We start from the raw sequence: 21071 nt of genomic DNA on the forward strand, positions 1-21071 counted from the left end.
CCGAGCTTATTTAATTTTACAGCTAAACATCTTCTGTTCGCCGATGAAACCTTCCAATAAATCGCCGATGGCTACAGATCCGACACCAACTGGAGTTCCGGTGTAAATGAGGTCACCTTTGCGGAGGGTAATAAATTTGGAGGTATATACAATCAGATCTTCGTAGGAAAATATCATATCCTTGGTATTTCCCTGCTGGACTGTTTGTCCATTTTGCTGCAGGGAGAACTCAATCGAGTTCACATCTGCAAGCTCTCCTTTAGGAATCAAGTTGCTGATCACTGCAGAATGGTCAAATGCTTTTGCCAATTCCCAGGGAAGGCTTTTCGCTTTAAGTTCCTGCTGTACATCTCTGGCGGTGAAGTCAATGCCCAGACCAATGGCATCATAATACGTTGACGCAAATTTGGGCGTGACATGCTTTCCTTCTTTACAGACCCGGAGGACAACTTCGGTTTCGAACTGAATGTTTTTGGAGAATTCGGGGTAATAGAAATCTTTGTTATCCTTTAATACCGCAGTATCGGGTTTTAAAAATATAATGGGATTTTCTGGGACTGGATTATTGAGTTCTTTCGCGTGGTCGATGTAATTGCGACCGATTGCAATTATTTTCATGATATAAATTTTTAAGGCAATGAAGCTTTCAGATTTCTTGGCAAGCGCTTTAGCTCGACGTTCATCGCGAGGATGTTTGAAGCCAGATCCAAAGATGGCTCCGCTTTTTATGTGAGCGTCTTACACGTGGCGGAGACATATAACTTCCATGAAGATCATATGACTATCTTCCTAAAGCTTGTTGCGGACTTATACCCAGTAAACCTGTGTTTTCGCTTGCCACAACAAACTTAGCAAATGTCCGATGGTTATCCAAAAATGAAGAGAAGCAAGTCCATTTTAATTTAAATTAAGATTGCTATTTATATAGGTTTTAGTTAGGTTTTGTTTAGGTTTTAGATAGGTATAATATAGGTTATACCTAATTAAGACCTAAACTATATCTAACCTAATAATAAGTTATACCTAACTTAATTCAAACATAAATCCAAATCAATTGTTAGGAGGTTGTTATTAAGATGATATTAAACAAAAAACTTAAAATATGGCTATATTAGAAGATGGTCCAAATGGTGGTTTCCGGGGTAAAGTTGGATCGATATATGGATACAATCGTATGGGGCAATGGATTATTCGGGGTGCAAGGAGGAAAAGTAGTAAACCTCCGACTGAAGCTCAGCGATTACATCGCCAAAAAATGAAGGCTGTCGGAAAATTTTGTGCAGAGAACAAAGCTGTCTTTGATTTTGGCTATGAGTTAAAAAAAGAAAATGGATCTAAATATGGTGCATTTCAGCTTGCGCAAAAGCATGTTTTCAATGATGTGTTGGCTTTTGATACTGACTATAATCCCGTCGTGAATTTTGAAAATTTGAACGTGTTTGTGGGGGATTTAATACCGCCTGAGGGTACTAAGGTGAGTGTGAGTGAAGGACGTATATTTTTGGAATGGATACCAAACCCAGCGTATGATGATGAAATTTATAAGTTAAATCTAGCATTTGTTAGCTTAAATGATTTCTGTTCCTTAAAACCAGCAGTTGCATCTGCTAAGGATGGTCAATGTTTCGTCAATGTACCAGTTGAATTAAATCAGAAAGCTGATTATCATGTCTACATCGGGTTTTGGGATACCTATCATGGTGCATTCTCAAATTCGACCTATTGTGGCGTCATTTAATAGGATTTTTCCACCTACTTGTGTATCTTTAACACTATGAATAAAATACAGGCGGTATTGTTCGATCTAGACGGTACGTTAATTGATTCGGAATATTTCTATTTCAAAAATTGGGCACCTATATTAAAACAGGAATTTAACCTTCAGATCAGCTATGAAGATTGGATTCGCGATTTTGCTGGACATACTTTAGCACATAATGTCAAGCGTCTTACCGAGGACTATGGCTACGACGTGACGGAAGAACATATGTGGAAGCGTACACGTGCGGCTTATGCCGATTCTAACATGAGCGATATAGAATTGATGCCTGGAGCACGAGAAATTTTAGCTTTTTTGAAAGCAGAAGATATCCGTATTGGGCTGGTGACCTCAAGTTATAGAAGCACTGTCGATACTGTTTTGGGCAAACATGAGCTTTTGGATTATTTTGAGTTTTTTGTCACGCGTGAGTGTGTGGAGTTGCCAAAGCCCGATCCTGAACCTTATCGTTTGGCATTGACACATCTGGGTCTACCAGCCGACCGCTGTGTGGCTATTGAGGATACATCGACAGGAAGTACATCGGCATTGGGAGCAGAATTACAGTTGATTGCAGTTACGAAGCAAGAGGTAGAACGTGCTAGACTAACAGCTGTTGATAACATTGTGGAAAACTTATTCGAGGCGAAAGCCCTGTTGGCGCACTGGATTTGAGGGTTGTAAAATCATTTAATCGTTTTAGCATTTGTATTTTTATTCGGATATATGTAATATTACCGAATTGTAAAGGGAACTCTGATTATGAACCGTAGAACCGCAATAAAGCAATTTTTCATTATAGCTGGCGGACTGACAATTTTGTCGTCCTGTCTGAATGATGGAGGTGCATCAATTGTATTAAATAAGCTGAAGATTTCGGCGGAAGATGAGCAATTTTTGGGCGATCTGGCTAACATCCTGATTCCGAAATCGGATACACCGGGAGGAAAGGATCTGAACCTGCATCTTTTCGTCATCAAAATGGTGGATGACTGTGAGTCGCCAGAAAATCAGGCTAAATTTGTCGCTGGTTTCAACAAATTGCGAAAACAGTTGAATTTAAAAAATAACAAAGAGACTGAGACCACTTTGGCGGGGTTAAAAGACCAAACCGACGAGAAGGCTTTTTTTGAGACCTTCAAATCGCGTGCAATTCAGGGGTATATGAACTCAGAATACGTGATGAAGAATAAGGTGATTTATAAACTTATTCCGGGTCCGTACAATGGTGCGGTAAAAGTTAAGGCATAAATAGCACATGGCAAATCTAAATATTGACAGTGAAAAAAACAGAACCTACGATGCGATCGTGATCGGTTCGGGAATTAGTGGCGGTTGGTCCGCAAAAGAGTTGTGCGAGAAGGGCTTGAAAACATTGGTTTTGGAACGTGGACGTGATGTACAACATATCAAGGATTACCCAACCACCAATATGATGCCTTGGGAGTTTGAACATCGGAACGAAATGCCTTTCAAAGTAAAAGAAGAGAATCCGATTGTCAGCAAATGTTATGCATTCCATGAGGATGCGGCCCATTTTTTTGTAAAAGACAAGGAACACCCTTATATTCAGGAGAAACCTTTTGACTGGATCAGAGGCTATCAAGTTGGCGGCAAGTCGTTATTATGGGCGAGACAGACGCAACGTTGGTCTGACTTTGATTTCGAAGGGCCAGCGAGAGATGGTTTTGCAGTAGATTGGCCGATACGTTATGCTGATTTGGCGCCTTGGTATGCTTATGTCGAAAAATTTGCCGGTATTGCAGGTAATCACGATGGACTTCCTGAATTGCCTGACGGTGAGTTTTTGCCAGGGTACCCCTTAAATATTGTCGAGAAGTATTTTAAAGAAAGCGTCCAAAAGAAATTTCCGGAGCGCAAAGTGATTTCAGCACGTTGTGCACACTTATCTAAACCAAATCAGATTCACATCGAACAAGGACGTGTACAGTGTCAGAATCGCGTACTTTGTCAGCGAGGATGTCCTTTTGGTGGATATTTCAGTTCCAATGCAACGACAATTCCTTGGGCGGCCAAAACCGGAAATATGACGCTACGTCCATTTTCGGTTGTTCATTCGATTCTCTATGATGAACAAAAGGGAAAGGCAGTGGGTGTACGTGTTATAGATACCAATACAAAAGAGGAAATTGATTTTTATGCCAAACTGATTTTTGTCAATGCGGCTGCAATCAATACTAATTTGATCTTATTGAATTCTAAATCGAACCGTTTTCCAAATGGTTTGGGTAATGATAGTGGTGTGCTCGGAAAATATGTTGCCTTTCACAACTATAGTGCACGCATTTATGCAGAGTATGAAGGGATGTTGGATTTTACGGCCGAAGGGCGGAATCCCGCCGGTGGAGGGTATATTCCACGTTTCAGAAACTTGCACAAACAGGAAACGGACTTTTTAAGGGGCTATGCTGCCGGTTTCGGAGCTTCACGTAGTAAAGAGTCTGATCGTTCGGGTTTAGGGCTAGATCTGAAGAACAATTTGTTGAATCCTAAATTAGGTGTTTGGCAGGTTGGATCTCACATGATGGGTGAAACGATACCAAAAGAATCGGGAATGGTTTCATTGGATAGCAGTAAGAAAGATGACTGGGGTATTCCTTTGTTAAAAATTGCTGTCGATTATGATGAGAATGATGAAAAAATGAAAAAGGATTACATTGCTGTCATGACGGAGATGTTTACGGATGCTGGCTTCACAAACATTCGCCCGGATTCACACTGGCAAGCTCCAGGTTTGGATATCCATGAAATGGGCGGTGCACGTATGGGGCACGACCCGAAAACTTCGGTATTGAATAAATGGAATCAGATGCATGCGGTGAAAAACGTTTTTGTCACAGACGGTGCAAGTATGACCTCGACATCAACACAAAATCCTTCATTGACCTATATGGCATTTTCGGCACGATCTGTCGATTATGCGATTAGCGAGATGAAGAAAGGAAATATTTAGTTTACAGGGGAAAGGTTTTGAAAATAAATCTTTCCTCTGTAAAATTAAAGTGCTATCTTTCCACCCGAATAGCACGCTAAAACCAAGAAAGAATAACCAAAAAGGAAAACAATAACGAATAAACAATTAATGAACAAATAAGTAATCAAAAAAAAGCAATTAAAAAACCAAAATAGGGAAACCAAAAAATTTTACAACAAAAGCAAAAGCGATTTAGCAGACTTTATTGCAAATTCTATGCGGCAATAATACCATAGACATTTGAACCCAGACGTTTTCTGTTAAGTGAAAGCAATGGAATATAGCAGGCAATTTTAAGAAAGCAGATCGATTTTAAAACGATCAATTAAGGGAAACTAAATTAAACTAGGCGTTCTAAGCATCTTTTTGCTAAAACGTTTTTATAAACCAAATCACTATTATAAATAATTAATAGACTGCCAGATTTAATCTATTACGATAGAGATGGGGATCAGGTATTCGTATTAATTATTGAAGATGATACTAATTAAACATGACCGTTTAAGCTTATCAAAGCTAAAACGTTTTATAAACCAAAATCACTAATTATATGAGCAGAATCGATTTAGAATCATTTGCCCGCTTAACGAAAAATACCAAGCTGTTTTTTTCGTTGGCTATTATCGCAGGGACGATACATCAGGCAAATGCGCATGTCATCGCCAAGAGGGAAGATCCAAAAGAGACCTTTACCCATAAGGTCGCTAAGTTTCAGGGTTTAATTAAAGGAAAGGTACAGGATGCAAAGACTGGAGAAGGGATCTCCGGTGTTTCGGTTACCGTCAAGGGATCAGCAAAAGGTACAACATCGGATGGCCAAGGTAATTTTGCCCTGCAAGCCAAGATAGGAGATGTCCTGGTCGTGTCGTCCATTGGTTATCGAACAAACGAAGTCAAAGTAATAGGAAATGCCCCGATTGATATTCGACTATCCGCGACAGAAGACCAATTGGAGGAGGTTATTGTTGTCGGTTATGGTACGCAAAAGAAAAGTGAAGTGACTTCAGCAGTGGCCTCTGTAAAAGAAAAGGATTTCAATCAAGGTGGTATGCGCAACCCAATGGATCTGGTGCAAGGTAAAGTTGCCGGGCTAAACGTGACGAGAACCCAGGGCAGTAATCCAAATGCTGGTTCAGATATCCAATTGCGGGGTATGGCCTCCATGAAAGGCGGAAACTCCCCGCTGATTGTCATTGATGGCATTCCTGGTGGAAATCTAGATTTGATCAAGCAAGGAGATATTGAATCCATAGACGTGTTAAAGGACGGATCTGCAGCGGCTATTTATGGGACGCGGGGTAATGGTGGTGTAATTTTAGTAACCACTAAAAAAGGCAAATCTGGAGAACCACGATTTGAATATTATACCTATGGTCAACATGAGTCTGTCGCAAAGAAACCTTCGATGCTGAGTGCGCAGCAATTTAGAGATTATGTGGTCAACGGACAGAATAAACCTGATCTTGACCTTGGCGCTTCAACAGATTTGTATGACGAATTGATCAATAAAGGTAATTTCTCAACATTCCATAATTTTGTTGCCAGCGGTGGTGGCGATAAATCCAACTACCGTGCTTCAATTAACTATGAAAATGCCGAAGGCATTGCTAAACAGAATGGACGTCAGCAATTTGGCGGTCGTGTCAATTTTTCGCAAACTGGATTAAAAGATCGATTGACTTTCTCCGGTAATATTGCTGCCAATTTCAATAAAGCAGATCTTTTGGGTGGAAAAACGGAATATTTCGAACAGGCGATCCAGCGTAATCCAACTGCTCCACTATACAATCCCGATGGAAGTTTTTACCAAACCCAGGGTTATAATAATTTTAATCCGCTGGATCGTATGGCCAACCGTGTAGATCAACGCAATCAGGAAACTTTTTCGGGAGACGCACGTATGAAACTCAAGATTATAGAACCATTGAGCATCTCAGCCTTCGGATCCTATCTTAGAAATAATTGGAACGATCGTCAATTTCGTTCGATAAAAGATTGGGACCAACGCCAAAATTCTGAGTATCAGGGTATGGGCTATGCTTGGAAAAGAAATGAGTTGAATTGGTCCAAGACCTTTGAAACAACAATTGATTACAACCAGACATTCAACGACAAGCATAATATAACGGGTTTACTCGGTTACAGTTTTCAATATAATGGTTATGAGCGGTTTGAGATGTCCAATAATGGTTTTACAACAGACGCTTTTCAAGATTGGGACATGGGAAGTGGTACGGCTCTGACAAATACCAAATTGCCAAGACCATCGATGGGCTCATTTAAGGAAGACAATAAATTGATTGCTTTTTTTGGACGGGTAAATTATAATTATGACCAAAAGTATTTTGTGAGTGCAATTCTTCGCCGAGAGGGATCTTCGCGATTTGGTGCTAATCATAAATGGGGTAATTTCCCTGCCATTTCTGCGGGATGGACCATTACAAACGAAGACTTTTTCTCCAATAAAGACCTTGTCAACAATCTGAAGCTCCGTGTGGGGTATGGGGTAACCGGTAATCAGGGCTTCCCAAATTACAATTCGTTGATCTTGTTGGGAACAGGTGGGGTATATCCGCAGGATGGCATCTATTATCAAACGTATGGACCGACACAGAACCCCAATCCCGACTTAAAATGGGAACAAAAAGCCGAATTGAATATCGGGCTCGATTTTGGTTTGTGGAATAACCGACTAACAGGGTCTCTAGATGTCTATAATCGTAAAACCAAAGATTTATTATACCAATATAAGGCGCAACAGCCAGCCTATGTGAGTACAAACATTTGGTACAATGTAGGCGAGGTTTCGAATAAAGGTGTTGAGTTGCAATTGTCTGGAGTTCCAATTCAAAAAGAAGATTTTAAATGGACGGTGGATTTTGCGGGAAGTTATCAAAAGAATAAACTCGTTACCATGTCCAATGATATCTTTAAGAGTAATTGGATGACTTTTGGCGGTCTGCCCTCTCCAGGTAATCTCGGAGATGCCATTCGTCTTGAAGAAGGCGGTGAAATTGGTTCCTTCTATGGAAAACGTTATGCGGGTCTGAATGATGCTGGAGAATGGCTCTTCTATAAAGCTGACGGCTCCAAGGCTACCATTGCGGATATAAATGATAATGATCGCGCCTATATTGGAAATGGTGTTCCCAAATTCAATGCGTCGCTAGGTAACCGGTTTGCCTATAAGGGCTTCGATCTGACCGTATTTTTCAGAGGGAAATTTAAGTATGATATTTTAAATACAGCGGATATGTTCTTTGGTAATCAAAAATGGTTGCCTAATAATGTTTTCGAAAGTGCTTTTACTAAACATGCCGACCTTAAACAGGATCCACAGTATTCGGATTACTACCTTGAGAATGGAAGTTTTGTGAAACTGGATAATATTACATTGGGATATAACTTTAAACTAAAGACTGATTATATCAAAAGTCTATATGTATATGCGACAGGGAGAAATATCGCAACCATGACCAAATATACGGGGATTGATCCAGAGTTGCAGGATACAGGTTTTGAAGCAGGGATTGATTCGCGCAGTTTCTATCCAAGAACAAGATCTTGGACAATTGGTTTAAATGTTGGATTTTAAAATAGTAAGGTTATGAAAAAAACAAATAAATATTTATTCGCCATCCTGAGCACTGTTACCTTAGGTATCTCTTTTAGTTCCTGCACCAAGTTGGATGAGACAGTGTATAGTAAGATCAAGGATGATAATTTTTATAAGAATAAACGGGAGGTTATGCAAGCTGCGCTCCGCCCTTTTACACATATGCAGGCCTGGCTTGCACCTACAGGTGGAAATGGCTTTTATTATCATTCCGAATTAAGTGCCGATCAGGTGGCCTGGCCGCAAAAGGGACGCCATGGATATGACGGTGGAGACCATATCCGGCAGCACTATCATACCTGGACAAGCAATGAAAGCCGAATGCGTGGGGCCTGGGAGTTGATGTGGGGCGGCGTTGGCTATGTCAATAATGCTATTCAGGATATTGAGAAATTGGATATCGCTAAAATTGCGGATCTGACAGAGGATGAACGCACGCAAATACTTGTGCAATTAAAAGTAATGCGGGCATTTCACTACATTAAGATAATGGATCTTTGGGGCAACGTTCCCATCGTGACAAAGGTAGCCGATCCAATTAACCCTGAAACCAGACCGAGAACAGAGGTCTTTGCATTTGTACAAAAGGAGCTGGAAGAAAATGTTGGGAAATTACCTAAAACTTCAGCAAGTAATATTGGTCAAGTGTCTATGGCTGCTGGTTATGCCATGCTGGCCGAACTCTATCTTAATGCAGAGAAATGGTCGGGTAAAGCGATGAATGATGAATGTATCGCTGCTTGTGATAAGATTATTTCCGGACAGGCTGGCGGCATTGGAGGGGCTCCCAAATTGAGCCCTGATTTGAATGCATTGTTCAGTAATACCAATTCGGCGAATCCGGAATCCTTATTTCAATTTCAATATAGCAGACAGGCGGGGTTTACATTCGATTGGTCGGGATTCTATATGAGTTATGACTATATGAAGGAAGTGCTCAAAGTTGGTTACGGTGGATGGAATGCATTTGTTGTTATCCCTACCGCATTTAATGCCTATGCTGAAAATGACTTGCGGAAGAAAGAATGGTTTTTGTTTGGACCACAATATAAATACGGCACCACTACACCTGTATTGGGAACGGAAGAGTATTCAGGTAAACCGCTGGTGTTTGTCAATTCGATCCGCAGAGAAAGCGAAGGTGATAAAACTTCAGAAGGTGGTATGACAAAAGGAGAAGAGAATTCTGGAGCTCGATTTAATAAATATAAATCAGGTACCTTGGACGATGCCAACTACTGGGAGAATGATTATATTATTTATCGTTTAACGGAGATCTATTTCGATAAAGCTGAAGCACTTATGCGTAAGAATGGTGGAAAAGCCAGTAGTGAGGCTGTGGAGTTGGTCAATGAATCCAGAAAAAGAGCATTTAGTAAGGCTGACTGGCCTATGGCGCAGTATACTGTCGCTACATTGACGCTGGATGAATTACTGGCGGAACGGGGACGTGAATTTATTTTTGAAGGAAAGCGCCGGACAGATCTAATCCGATTCGGAAAATATATATCCGGATCTTGGTGGGATCATAAAGCTACGAACGATAAGAATAAAGAACTATATGCGGTACCGATGGATCAATTGGCAATCAATCCCAATTTAAAACAAAACCCTGGTTATTAATGTTCAGGAATAGTAGATGCCGTATAGGTATCTACTATTCTTTTACCTAAAACACATGAAAAGATATTTTACGTTGTTTCTTTTGAACTTTATTGGTGTAACCTTATTTGCACAGAAAAATAATTTTCAGAACTATGCTATCCAAACTTTAGATAGCATCTATAGCAAGTTTGGAAATACCAAGAATCAGCTCTTGGCTGAAAAATATCCCTTTGATGAAAACTTTAAAGCTGATTATCTGGATAATAATCAACAGGCAGCGCAGCAAAAGAAATATGCTTATCTATGGCCTTTCTCGGGTAGTTTCTCGGCTGTAAATGCCTTGATGGAATTGCCAAAAACAAAAAAGGCATTTCAGTTCATACTTGACAAAAAAGTCCTGGTTGGGCTACAGGAATATAGGGATGAAAGTCGGTCGCCGGTTGGTTATGCTTCTTATTTAAATACAGCTCCTCCCTCGGATCGTTTTTATGACGATAATATCTGGTTGGGTATCGATTTTACCGATAGCTATATCCATACAAAAAAAATAAACTACCTGTCTTCGGCCAAAGAGATCTGGAATTTTGTAAAGAGTGGGGAGGATGATAAACTCGGCGGTGGCATTTATTGGTGTGAACAGAAAAAGGAATCTAAAAATACCTGTTCGAATGCACCAGCAAGTGTATTTGCACTTAAGTTATTTATGGCAACCAATGATAGGTCCTATCTGCAAGAAGGGGAACGTCTTTATGAATGGACAAAAAGAAATCTTCAGGATCCCGAAGATAAGTTATACTGGGACAATATGCAGCTCAATGGAAAGATTGGAAAAGCTAAGTTTTCGTACAACGCCGGACAAATGTTGCAGGCAGCAGCCCTGCTTTATAAGTTAACGAAAAATAAACGGTACCTTGAGGATGCACAACAGCTGGCTGAGGCCTGTCTAGGCTATTTTTTCGAAACGGATGCGAAATTGAATTTCCCAAAATTGAAAAATAGCAATTTGTGGTTTCATGCCGTAATGATGCGTGGTTACATCGAGCTCGCTGCGGTGAATGGCGACCAAAGGTATCTCACCGTTTTTGCGAAAAATCTTGAATTTGCCTGGCAGCATATGCGCGATCAAGCAGGGCTTTTCAGTCCAGACTGGACCCTGAAGGATCAGCATAAATCGAAATGGCTGCTCGATCAGTGTGCTTTTGTCGAAATGTACGCACGGTTGGCAAAAGCTGGGTATTAAAATCGATGTAAAACGGTATAAGGTTAAGACGCTGAAAATAATTTTTCAGCGTCTTTTTTTTGTTCTGTAACATATTGGTTAGAGAGATTAAATAATGTTTACTTAACATAATAGATGCTGTAAAATTTCTATTTGAACACCACCGTGGATATCATAAAAAAGGAGAAACCGACGATTACTTTTGTGCATTTCGACCAACCTGATGGTGTAGGCCATAATATCGGGCACAACACACCGGAATATTATGCCGAACTAAAACAGGTCGACAGACGTATTGGTACTTTGCAGCAAGCTGTAAAAGATGCGGGAATAGCAGACGAAACAATTTTTGTTATTGCTGCGGATCATGGTGGTACCGGAAAAGGACACGGTGGTAAATCGCTGGCCGAGGTGGAGATTCCTTGGGTAATGACCGGACCAGGTGTGCCAAAAGGAAAAGAAATCAAGGAAACTTTGATGATTTATGATATCGCGCCTACGTTAACTTGGTTGCTTGGTGCACCGCTTGATGCCGCTTGGCGCGGACAGGCAATCAAAGCATTCCAACAATAGTTTTTTCCCGTCAAACAAAAAGCCCCAAAGNNCTTTGGGGCTTTTTGTTTGACGAATCGTCAATATTATATATCTACGACCACATCCATTTTGAAGTCGTCATCTTTTAGATGGACAATTTCCGTTGCTTTTTCGTAGTTAGTTGATTTCTTGGAGAAGAAGTCATGTTGTGTCGTTTCAGTATTCAATCCATTCAATACGATTGGGTTGACTTGTTTTACTTCGAAGATCGGATCAAAGCCCAAATTCATCAATGCTTTGTTGGCATTGTAACGAACATATTCTTTTACCTCTGCAGTTAAACCAACTTCAGTGTAGATCTCTTCTGTATATTTCAGCTCATTTTCATACAAATTGTAAAGCAAGGCCAAGAAACGAGCTTTTACCTGATCTTGATTTTTTAATTTTTTGAATTGATCTTGGGCTATTAATCCAACGAATACACCGTGAATGGATTCGTCTGCGATAATTTTCTTAATGATATCGGCAGAAGCAACCATTTCACCTTGTCCACATAACCATAATGGCAAGAAGAATCCTGAATAAAATAAGAATGACTCCAATAATACAGATGCAGCCATCGCCATATAAATCTCCTCGTCCGAAGCATCTTCTTTATCGATCGCGCGGTAGTAACCATCAATCGTTTCTGCTTTGTATTGAAGATATTTATTTTGTTGAACCCATTCGAAAATGTCGTTTATTTCGGCGGTTGTAGAAACTGTCGTGAAAATAGTGGAATACGATTTTGCGTGGATAGCTTCCATCATACACATATAGGACAATACAGCTTTATTCTGTAATGTATCGATATGATCGATGATTTTAGGCATACCTGTGTGGCTTTGAAGGGTATCCAATAAGGTTAATCCTCCTAAAGCTTTTTTATACGCATCTTTCATTTCTGGGCTGATACGTTTCCAGCTATCGATATCTTTTGAAGGAATGTATTCCGTATCGATCCAGAATTGACGGATATTTTGTTCCCAGAACATCAATACATAATCGTTCTCAGGGGTATTCCAATTGACAGCTTTATATGTTTTACTCATTTTTAGTTTAAAGTATTAGGCATTTATTATCACGTATTTGGATTGTTGATTTTAGATAAGCCAAAAGCCGCCAATGGCGTAGGCAACTTTTGACTTTCTCCCATTATATATCCAAATACTAAAATCTCAAAATTAAGCTGAACAAGAGACACATTCGTCGATGGTCGATTTTCTTGTCCGTGTATAATAAAGGGATTTCAACCCCAATTTATGTGCATAGATATAATATCTAGACAAATCTCTTGTCGAATCCTTTGAGTTTGTATGCAAAATTGTAGATACACCCTGATCAATATGGCGTTGGATAACCGAGATCAATTTTAAGACCTTGAATTGATCCATATCATAAGCCGATTTGAAATAGAAATAATTATCGTTTGTCAAGTATGGCATTGGATAGTAAGTTGTACTATCTCCATACTCACGTACCTCAATGATATCGACGATTGGCATAACTGATGCGGTTGCATTCATGATATACGAAGTCGATTGATTTGGAGCAATAGCCAAGCGGTAAGCATGATAAATACCATGTTCTTTGATTTTCGCTTTTAATTCCAACCAATCTTCGACTGTTGGAATATGTATTCCTTCAAATAACTCCGTTACCTTAGCTGTTTTAGGCATGTAATCGCGGTTTATGTAATTGTTGAAATACGTACCATCGGCATAGGCTGATTTTTCAAATCCAACAAATGTTTTACCACGTTCTTTGGCAATTTCCATCGATGCTTCCAATGAATAATAGTTCATCATCATAAAGAAAGTATTGGCAAAATCCAGTGCTTCGTTAGATTCATACATGATGAAGCTTTTTGCAAGGTAACCATGGAGGTTCATTGCACCTAGCCCTACAGAATGCAACTCGCGGTTTGCTTTTGCAATAGATGGAACCATATCGATATTGGTCACGTCTGTAACGACAGTCAAAGCGCGCATAGCCGTTTTTACGGTCTCTTTGATACGTTTGTTGTCCATTACAGTCGCGATATTTAAGGAGCCTAAGTTACAGGAGATACCATAACGGATCGTGTCCTGTTTGCCATAGATCTCAATATCGGATACTTGAGATACTTGCATGATTTCAGTACACAAGTTCGAGAATTTCACTTGACCGATTTCATTCAATGCATGGACACGGTTGGTGTTCTCTTTGAAGAAAATATAAGGATATCCTGATTCTTTTTGTGTCTGAGCAATTTTAACTAAAAGGTGACGAGCATTGATTTTTTTCTTTTTCACGTTTGGATTCGTGATCAATTCGTCGTACATTTTGTCCATATCCATCTCATCCAAGAATTGTCCATACTCTTGCATCACCGTATGTGGGTAGATCAAATAGCATGGTTCATCTTTTTCTGCCAATTCCATGAATTTATCGGGAACGATGATACCGATCGACAATGATTTGATACGTACTTTCTCGTCAACGTTGATTTTTTTACAATCTAAAAATTCTTCGATGTCAGAGTGGAAAATATTGAGGTATACTGCACCAGCACCCGGACGTTGTCCCAACTGGTTAGCATATGAGAATGTATCTTCCATAATCTTCATGATTGGAAGTACACCGCCGGCACGGCCTTCAACACCTTTGATAGCTTCTCCGCGAGCACGGATTTTAGAGATATTGAACGATACACCACCGCCGATAGAAGACAACTTCATGGCGGAATCAACAGCGTAACCGATACCATTTAAGTTGTCGCCGATTTCATCCAAGAAACAAGATACCAATTCACCCGAGCGTTTCTTTCCTGCATTCAAGAATGTAGGGGTCGCTGGCTGATATTCTTGATTGATCATGATTTCTGCGTACTCAATTGCTTTCTGAACACCTTCTTCTCTTGCTAAGAACAAGGAAACAGCAACTACACGGTCTTCATAACGCTCTAAAAATTTCTCGCCAGAGTCATCACGTAAAGCGTAGCTCTGGAAGAATTTGAATGCCGCCATAAAAGATTCGAAACGGAATTTCTTCGCATAGACATAGTTGAATACCGTTTCCATTTCTTCAAATGTAAACCATTGGTAAAAGTCAATATAATAGTTGTTTTCTACCAAATAGTCTATTTTTTCTTTTAATGTATAAAAGAACACGGTGTTCTTATTTACATATTCCAAGAAATATGCACGAACCGCTTCCTTATCTTTATGTAAGCTGAATTCGTCATCATGCTTAATCATGATTTCATTATTAAGCAATATCCAGTTTTTTGCTACTTCGTTTGCTACCATCGCAAAAGTTCTTTAAGATGTCAATAAATTGATTAATATCTTCCATTGTTCCGGACAGTTCAAATTTGAACGCCAGTGGAATGTCGAAATCCTGTGAAATGCGATCAGCTGCTAGACCAAAATTCGGTCCCCAGTTGCGGTTGCCACTGGAAGTAACAGAATAAATATTTTTAGCTTCGCGTTTCATGAATTCTTTTGTGTTTTCGGGCACTTGTCCAAAATTTGTGGTGAAAGTGACCAAATGACCAGGGGCTTTTACCGTTAAATCGGCGGTGATCTTATGGATTTGCCAACCCGTTATCTGCGCTACTTTATCCATAAAACGTTGTACGTTCCCCGTTCTGGAATCATAATAAATGTGTATCATGTCACTGTTTAATTTTAATGATACGCTGAATTTATTAAAGTGCAATGGCAGCCAATTCCTCTGGTTTAAAGCCAATGATACGGTGTTGAATCTCTTCATTTTCCAACACAATTACCGTAGGAACTGTGCGGATTTTGAATCTTGCGGCCAAGTCTGGTTCATCAAAAGGATTAACCGTTTCATATTGGATACCTTTTTGATCCAAATAAGCCGATACTTGCGCACAAGGAGCACAATCGTTTTTCTCAAATTTGATAATTCTTGCCATGTTTACTTGTTTATTTTTTTATTCCAATCTTTATAGAAAAACTCGGTACGAAGTTAATGGTATCAATTTTAATCGGGGAGACCAGATTGAAGGTTAATCTAGCCATTAAAAATAGACAATTCGTCAAAAAGAAAAGTCTGTGTTTCGATACTTAAAAACTTCGTTGAGTTGCCAATTCTTTCATTAGCTTAACAAATATCTTATATTTTCTTTCGATGCGGTAGTTTGACTTTTCCACATTTTGGGCAAAAGTTTATCAGAGAATGCGTTTGCTGCAGATTAGTGTTTGTAAGTTGTTGTTTTTCTGTGTTTTATAAATGTGGATAACTTTAAATTCGTAATTTTTACCACTATTTTACAAATGATTTAAGTTTAATTTTACTGTCATAAAAAAGCTATAAAACTTGCTTTTTTATGAAATTTTTATTATCTTATTTTGCCCTAATTTGAAAAATAAATTTATGAAGAAACTATTCTATGGTCTCTTGCTTCTAACGTCGCTACAGACGCAAGCGCAGGAAAACATTACCTTTCAAAAACCCTCTACTGAAATTTTGGCCTTAGCCGATTATGTGCGCCCCCCTCAGATAAAAATTTCTAGCGATAGAAATTGGATGTTATTTACGTTCCGGCCTACGTATAAAAGCCTGGCAGACTTAGGCCAGGAAGAAATGAAACTGGCGGGATTGCGGATCAATCCAAAGACCAACATGGAAAGTTCAACTATCTTTTACGATAAGATTGCCTTGAAAAAAATAGGACAAAATATGGAATTTTCCGACTTCACGGGAATGCCCGAAAAAGCGGCGATGGCCAATTTTGTGTTCTCTCCAGACAATAACCGTTTGGCATTTAGCAATACAAATGAAAGCGGAACTGCCTTATTTGTCATTGATCTTGCAACGCGAAATGTCAAACAGTTGACTGCTTACAATTTGAACGGAACATTGACAGCACCATTTCAGTGGCTGAGAAATTCTTCCGGTTTAATAATAACAAGCCTGCCAAAGGATAGGGCGGCACTGTTGGATCCTTCAAAAGATTTGCCGACAGGACCTATTGTCTCAACAAGTGATGGGAAGGTATCCCAATTGAGGACATACCAAGACCTGCTTAAAAATCCGCAGGATGAAGTGAATTTTGAAACATTGGTACAATCCAACCTTGAACTTGTAGATCTGGACGGCAAGATTTCTTCCTTTAAAGATAAAGCCATTTATACAGGGATCAGCTTCTCACCGGATGGAGAATATGTGATGGTCACGACCATTACAAAACCTTATTCCTACGTAGTTCCGGTTTCGTCTTTTCCACAGCAGGTTCGAATTTATGATCGGTCGGGCAAGGAAATAGCGCTGGTGAATGAGACCCCCTTGACAGAGGTAATGCCGAAAGGTTTTTCGTCGACACGATCGGGAAAACGGGCCTGGCATTGGCGGAGTGATCAGCCAGCTACGTTGGCTTATGTAGAAGCCTTGGATGGCGGGGATGCGAACAAACCTGCGGAGTTTCGTGATGCCTTATATACTTTATCTTACCCTTACAATGGTGCGGGAAAGCTTATTTTTAAAATCAAAGACCGTTATGCTGGTGTAACATGGGGGAATGATAAATATGCATTGATCAATTCGCAATGGTATGATACGAGAAATGCAAAAACTTTTGTGGTGAATCCTTCCTCGGGAGAATCTAAACTATTGCATGACAGGAACAGTCAGGACGTCTATAATGATCCGGGAGATGTGTATATGGAAAAAAATAGTTTAGGCACTTATTCGATGTATATAGATAAGGATAAAGCGTTGTTTGTAGGTAAGGGTTTTACTAAAAATGGCGAGTTTCCTTTTGTGGATGAGCTTGATCTGCATTCATTGAAGAAAAAACGCATCTACACTGCTCCAGCATCTGAAATGCAAGAACGTATCGCCCAACTCGTGAACCCTAAAACTGGTGATCTGTTGATTTCGCTTCAGTCAGCATCGTTTTATCCGAATTATTTCATGAAAAATATGAAATCGGGGAAACAGGTGACGCTCACCACGTTGGAAAACCCGTTTAAATCGTTGGAAAAAGTTCATAAAGAGATTTTAAAATACAAGCGCAAGGATGGAGTCGAACTTTCTGGAACATTATATTTACCTGCCGGTTATGATTTTACGAAGAAAGAGAAGTTGCCTCTGCTAATGTGGGCTTATCCACGGGAATATAAGGATAAGAATACAGCCGGACAAAGCACGGCCAATCCGAAGGAGTTTACCTTCCCAAGTTATGGCTCTTTTATCTACTGGGTATCGAAGGGCTATGCTGTATTGGATAATGCGGCCTTCCCTATTGTTGGAGAGGGAACAAAAGAACCGAATGATACCTTTATTGAGCAACTTGTGGCAAATGCCGAAGCTGCAATTGATGCGGTAGATCATTTGGGTTATATCGATCGGAAAAAAGTTGCTGTGGGTGGGCATTCCTATGGTGCGTTTATGACAGCACATCTGTTGTCCAATTCAAAATTGTTTGCCGCAGGAATTGCGCGTTCTGGAGCATACAATCGGACCTTAACACCATTTGGTTTTCAGAGTGAACAACGAAACTTCTGGGATGATCCAACCTTGTATATGACCATGTCTCCATTTGTGAGTGCTGATCGGATGAAAACCCCACTTTTGTTGGTTCACGGCGGAGCCGATAATAATCCCGGAACATTCACCCTGCAGACGGAACGCTATTTCCAGGCCCTGAAAAATTTGGGAGCTCCCGTGCGTATGGTCATTTTACCACGCGAAGCTCATGGATATGTCGCCAAAGAAAATATCTTCCATTTACTTTGGGAGCAGGATCAATTTTTGGAAAAATACCTTAAAAAATAACCGGTCGATTAACCAGAAGCAATAGTGTTAAGGTGTACAAGGATTCAATGTAAAAGAAGGTGTCTAAAAAGTAAAAACAAACCCTCTGAGAATTGAATATTTGAAAAGTACCTGTATAGGGATTCGGTAAAAATTCAATATAAAAGGGGCTATCCACCTTTGGACTGCCCCTTTTATATTGAATGAAGTATTTGTTTTATTGATTTGTGTTTTTTTTACTAAAGTATCAATAGAATCAATCGTTTGGTTTATCGCGAAATGCAACGAGTTCATTGGTCTGAATAAACCTTGCGCTTCCATTTATACAATGGTAGACTTGCGTAATCATAAATAAGTTTTTTTGCTATTTACTTACTTTAACCGTAAATGGAACGACATACTGTCCCCACTCCAAAGAAATAGTTCCTTGCGGAGTAGCGTTGATCTTAAATTGTTCCTGTGAGGTACTTGCAGTAGCGTTGCTTACGGAAACGCGGAGCGCATCTTCGTTGGCATCATATTTTGTTCCCCACTGATTCCACACTTTATTAAACATAATTGTTGTTTCGTGTTCCCCAGGGATGCTGTAAAGGCCATATTTACCAGCAGCTAATTTCTTGCCTTCAACCAATACATCTTTATTAAATTCGATGGTGGTCGCTTCATTTGCTCCAGTACGCCATACAATACCGATAGGGGCGATATCAACACCAAGCTGACGACCTTTCAATGAAGGGCGGCTATAATTAATGTCAATCGTGACACCATCGGTGGTGGTTACCTTAGTGTTGTCTGGAGGACTTGGGCGTTTACTTTTGTCGGTCTGAGCAAAAGTAAGTTGACCTATTAAGGTCAGAATCGTTAAAATTAGTACTCTCATTTTTCGTATAGTATTGATTAAACAATTAAACTTAGATAAATTACTTTTTATATGCAATATGCCTTTGGTCAAATAAAAATAATTTATCGCTCTCTCCTAAGCTATTGAATATCTTTTAATAACGGAAATATACGATTTTTTAGGTTATGGAATTGTTCGTTTTTTTGAAGGCTTTGAGTGGGATATTTTGGTTATATAAACGAGAAAAGCCAGTGATTCATATCCTGGCTTTTCTCGTTTATACCTATTATTTATACAAGATATTCAAATAGTGTCTGGTCTTTATTGATTTCAATGACATCAAACTTATATTCTTTCATGCGTTCAATCAGTGTTTCGTAATCCTCAGGCTTGTTGAGCTCAATGCCGACTAGCGCTGGACCTCTTTCGCGTTCTGTTTTTTTGATAAACTCAAAACGGGTAATATCATCCTTAGGCCCCAATACTTCGGAAACGAAGAGTTTTAAGGCGCCTGGACGTTGTGGGAAACGAACGATAAAATAATGCTTGTACCCTTCGTAAAGTAGAGACAATTCTTTGATTTCACTCATGCGGTCGATATCGTTGTTTCCACCGGATATGATGCAGACGACTTTCTTACCTTTAATTTCATCTTTGTGAAATTCAAGAGCGGCCACGGATAGAGCGCCTGCAGGCTCAACGACAATTGCATCCTTATTGTACAGCTCTAGGATACAGGTACAGATCTTTCCTTCGGGAATAGAGCGTGTATCATCCAACAATTGTTTGGCAATTTCAAATGTCGTTGCACCGATTTTTTTAACAGCTGCCCCATCAACAAATTTGTTGATATGCTCGAGCTCGATCGGTGCGCCGTGAGTCAAGGCCGCTTGCATGGAGGGGGCTCCTTCGGGTTCAACACCATAGCATTTGATTGCGTTGTTTTTACTTTTTAGGTAATAGCTCGCTCCCGCGGCAAGTCCACCGCCACCAATTGGGATAAATATGGCGTCCATATCGGGAAGATCTTGTAAAGCTTCAACGGCTACAGTACCCTGTCCTTCCACAACTTTGAGATCATCAAATGGCGGAATGAAAGTCATGCCATGCTCTGCTGTATAAGCCAGCGCTGCTTTTTGGCAGTCATCAAAAGTGTCTCCGGTCAAGATAATTTCTACATTGCCGTTACCCCACATTTCCGTTTGTGAAATCTTTTGGCGTGGTGTCGGCCCCGGCATAAATATCACGCCTTTGATGTCGAGTTTATTGCAGGAGAAAGCAACGCCCTGAGCGTGGTTGCCTGCGCTGGCACATACAACGCCACGTTGTCGCTCTTCCGCTGTTAAGGAAATAATTTTATTGTAGGCACCGCGTAATTTATAGGAACGTACGACTTGTAAATCTTCCCGTTTGAGATAGACTTCGGCACCGTATTTTTCGGACAAATGCCGATTATATTGAAGCGGTGTTCTGTTGACCACAGACTTGATGCGGTCAAGTGTAGCTTCTGAATTGATGTTTAAGGTTGATAGATTCATTGTTAGATGATTGCCTAGTTAAGGTAGCAAATAAAACGCAGATATTCGCTGTTATATGAGAGATTCTACCTATACAGTGTTTAAATTGAGTTGATTTTGAATGGAAGATCGTTTGTACGTATGATAAAATAATAATTAGCAACGTATCATTTGGATC

The 21071-nt window shown here is 39.9% G+C and carries 16 protein-coding genes; 9 read left to right on the forward strand and 7 right to left on the reverse strand.

What is annotated here, in order from left to right:
• Positions 1 to 6 precede the first annotated feature (6 nt).
• Positions 7 to 618 (reverse strand): fumarylacetoacetate hydrolase family protein, encoded by a 612-nt coding sequence (locus tag B2O97_RS16520; protein ID WP_115046513.1) that lies wholly within the window; start codon positions 616 to 618, stop codon positions 7 to 9.
• Between the two features lie 484 nt (positions 619 to 1102).
• Between B2O97_RS16520 and B2O97_RS16525 the strand changes: the two genes are divergently transcribed.
• From B2O97_RS16525 to B2O97_RS16560, 8 genes are all read left to right on the forward strand, one after another.
• On the forward strand, positions 1103 to 1738 hold the full coding sequence (locus B2O97_RS16525; protein WP_115046514.1) for a DUF6266 family protein: 636 nt from the start codon (positions 1103 to 1105) through the stop codon (positions 1736 to 1738).
• A 36-nt stretch (positions 1739 to 1774) separates the two neighbouring features.
• Positions 1775 to 2434 (forward strand): HAD family hydrolase, encoded by a 660-nt coding sequence (locus B2O97_RS16530; RefSeq protein ID WP_115046516.1) that lies wholly within the window; start codon positions 1775 to 1777, stop codon positions 2432 to 2434.
• Positions 2435 to 2521: 87 nt separating this feature from the next.
• Positions 2522 to 3010, forward strand: coding sequence for a gluconate 2-dehydrogenase subunit 3 family protein (locus B2O97_RS16535; RefSeq protein WP_070570191.1), 489 nt, complete (start codon positions 2522 to 2524; stop codon positions 3008 to 3010).
• 7 nt (positions 3011 to 3017) lie between these two features.
• Positions 3018 to 4733, forward strand: coding sequence for a GMC oxidoreductase (locus B2O97_RS16540; protein WP_070570188.1), 1716 nt, complete (start codon positions 3018 to 3020; stop codon positions 4731 to 4733).
• Positions 4734 to 5304: 571 nt separating this feature from the next.
• Positions 5305 to 8349: a SusC/RagA family TonB-linked outer membrane protein gene (locus B2O97_RS16545; RefSeq protein WP_083296128.1), complete on the forward strand. Its 3045-nt coding sequence runs from the start codon at positions 5305 to 5307 to the stop codon at positions 8347 to 8349.
• Positions 8350 to 8361: 12 nt separating this feature from the next.
• Positions 8362 to 9993 (forward strand): RagB/SusD family nutrient uptake outer membrane protein, encoded by a 1632-nt coding sequence (locus B2O97_RS16550; protein WP_115046518.1) that lies wholly within the window; start codon positions 8362 to 8364, stop codon positions 9991 to 9993.
• Positions 9994 to 10048: 55 nt separating this feature from the next.
• Positions 10049 to 11215 carry a glycoside hydrolase family 76 protein gene (locus B2O97_RS16555; RefSeq protein ID WP_115046519.1) on the forward strand — a complete coding sequence of 389 codons (1167 nt, stop codon included), beginning with the start codon at positions 10049 to 10051 and terminating at the stop codon, positions 11213 to 11215.
• Positions 11216 to 11359: 144 nt separating this feature from the next.
• On the forward strand, positions 11360 to 11767 hold the full coding sequence (locus B2O97_RS16560) for an alkaline phosphatase (protein WP_198385995.1): 408 nt from the start codon (positions 11360 to 11362) through the stop codon (positions 11765 to 11767).
• A gap of 65 nt (positions 11768 to 11832) precedes the next feature.
• On the opposite strand, the gene nrdF is transcribed toward B2O97_RS16560, so the two are convergent.
• From nrdF to B2O97_RS16580, 4 genes are all read right to left on the reverse strand, one after another.
• The gene (nrdF, locus tag B2O97_RS16565; protein WP_070570180.1) at positions 11833 to 12819 is read right to left on the reverse strand and encodes a class 1b ribonucleoside-diphosphate reductase subunit beta; all 987 of its coding nucleotides are present in this window, start codon (positions 12817 to 12819) and stop codon (positions 11833 to 11835) included.
• A 132-nt stretch (positions 12820 to 12951) separates the two neighbouring features.
• Positions 12952 to 15057 (reverse strand): class 1b ribonucleoside-diphosphate reductase subunit alpha, encoded by a 2106-nt coding sequence (gene nrdE / locus B2O97_RS16570; RefSeq protein ID WP_070570178.1) that lies wholly within the window; start codon positions 15055 to 15057, stop codon positions 12952 to 12954.
• Entirely contained in the window at positions 15017 to 15424 is a 408-nt protein-coding gene (gene nrdI / locus B2O97_RS16575; RefSeq protein ID WP_083296125.1) for a class Ib ribonucleoside-diphosphate reductase assembly flavoprotein NrdI, read from the reverse strand. The genes nrdE and nrdI overlap by 41 nt, the downstream gene beginning before the upstream one ends.
• 34 nt (positions 15425 to 15458) lie before the next feature.
• Positions 15459 to 15692, reverse strand: coding sequence for a thioredoxin family protein (locus B2O97_RS16580; RefSeq protein WP_046673718.1), 234 nt, complete (start codon positions 15690 to 15692; stop codon positions 15459 to 15461).
• Between the two features lie 461 nt (positions 15693 to 16153).
• On the opposite strand from B2O97_RS16580, the gene B2O97_RS16585 reads away from it, so the two are divergent.
• Positions 16154 to 18556: a S9 family peptidase gene (locus tag B2O97_RS16585; RefSeq protein WP_115046521.1), complete on the forward strand. Its 2403-nt coding sequence runs from the start codon at positions 16154 to 16156 to the stop codon at positions 18554 to 18556.
• A gap of 343 nt (positions 18557 to 18899) precedes the next feature.
• Here the strand turns inward: B2O97_RS16585 and B2O97_RS16590 are convergent, their stop codons facing one another.
• Positions 18900 to 19415 carry a DUF2911 domain-containing protein gene (locus tag B2O97_RS16590; RefSeq protein ID WP_070570172.1) on the reverse strand — a complete coding sequence of 172 codons (516 nt, stop codon included), beginning with the start codon at positions 19413 to 19415 and terminating at the stop codon, positions 18900 to 18902.
• Between the two features lie 251 nt (positions 19416 to 19666).
• On the reverse strand, positions 19667 to 20914 hold the full coding sequence (gene ilvA, locus B2O97_RS16595; protein ID WP_070570170.1) for a threonine ammonia-lyase IlvA: 1248 nt from the start codon (positions 20912 to 20914) through the stop codon (positions 19667 to 19669).
• Between the last annotated feature and the right edge of the window lie 157 nt (positions 20915 to 21071).

The organism is Sphingobacterium sp. UBA865, assembly GCF_002295765.1.
GTDB classification, from domain to species: Bacteria; Bacteroidota; Bacteroidia; order Sphingobacteriales; family Sphingobacteriaceae; genus Sphingobacterium; species Sphingobacterium multivorum.